Source organism: Nonomuraea sp. NPDC003804, from assembly GCF_040610675.1.
GTDB lineage: Bacteria > Actinomycetota > Actinomycetes > Streptosporangiales > Streptosporangiaceae > Nonomuraea.
Genome location: NZ_JBEXMT010000122.1, coordinates 1 through 1,189, shown reverse-complemented (window position 1 = coordinate 1,189; position 1,189 = coordinate 1). Strand labels below are relative to the sequence as shown.

The window sequence follows — 1,189 nt, the reverse complement described above, 5'->3', positions numbered from 1 at the left end:
GTGCGGAAACTCAATCAGGGGGAGTCATGAAGGTTATCCGAATCGTAGTCTCAGCATTGGCTCTAGTGCCTATTGCATGTTTTGCCAAGGGGCCTATAGGTATTGGAAAGCTTGAGGTTGGAGTGTCGCGCAGCGCCGTTGAGGGCCTTTCGCCCACTGACGGGGTTTACCTTGCCGCTCCTCTGGAGCCTTACGAATACAAACATTCAAGTCCAGTGTCGGGCGAGGATAAGTTTAATACGAAGATCGTCAGTCCTTTGAGTGACCAGCCTCAAGAGGCGGTTCTTACGTTCGTCGCAGGGCAGTTGCAATCGATAAATATTGATCTGGGTGATTCCAATCGGATCGTGGATAGCGTCAAGTCGTTGATCACCAGCAAGTATGGTGAGCCCAAGGTGGACAACTCCATGAAAGAAGAGCAGTGCGTCTACAAGGGCGGGCAGAACTTCAAGGTTTCTTCGGGAGCGATTCGCTACGAGTGGAAGCAGGATCGCCCAAATGCAGAAGCGGTCACAGCTTCGCTGTCGGATGTGGTGATGGACATGTGTCCTTCCAACCTGCGCTATGCGATTGGTGCGATCAAGGTTAAGAGTTTGACGATTGGTATTGCCAAGCCCGAGAAACCAGTGGTGAATCCCTTCTAAGGGCAAATCACCTGTTCTCGGGCTCTAGCTCGATGTCAGGTTGGCCCCCGGCACGTCAACGTAATCTCTTGATAGTCCACCCGCACCGGGTTGTAGAACTGGCGATACCAGTTGAACGCCAAGGTCTGGCCCACGTTGTGCTCGTTGCACGCCGGCAGGCCTTGCTGGGTGCCAAACCCACCGTTGGGCGTGCATCCGGGCTGGCCCGTGCAGGTCGTGTAGGGCGTCGAAGCCACCACGGACGACTCGGGCCACTCCCAGCGATAGGGATTGTTGCTCTTGCCCACTAGGTCGGACGCGCACGCTTGCCGGCACACGGCCAAAGAGGTGCCGCCGCTGGTCCAGTTGTAGTCGCAGTAATGCATGCCCATGTTGGAGACGCATTCGAAGTCGTAGGAATAGGCGTAGCGGATGTTCCCGGCGTCCGAAAGCGCGTTGCATTGCTCTTCGTAGAACGCCGACTCGCTCACGTTGGCGGGCCAGTTGCCGGGCATCGGTGCGGGCGTCTCCACCCGGTGGATGGGCACGTTGGCGATGGCCCAGTC

The 1,189-nt window shown here is 56.9% G+C and carries 2 protein-coding genes; one reads left to right on the top strand and one right to left on the bottom strand.

Going from position 1 to position 1,189, the window contains the following annotated elements:
• The coding region (locus ABZX22_RS45220; RefSeq protein WP_354923554.1) for a hypothetical protein at window positions 1-644 on the top strand (644 nt) is incomplete at its 5' end.
• Between the two features lie 35 nt (window positions 645-679).
• On the opposite strand, the gene ABZX22_RS45215 is transcribed toward ABZX22_RS45220, so the two are convergent.
• On the bottom strand, window positions 680-1,189 hold a 510-nt coding region (locus ABZX22_RS45215), incomplete at its 5' end, for a hypothetical protein (RefSeq protein ID WP_354923551.1).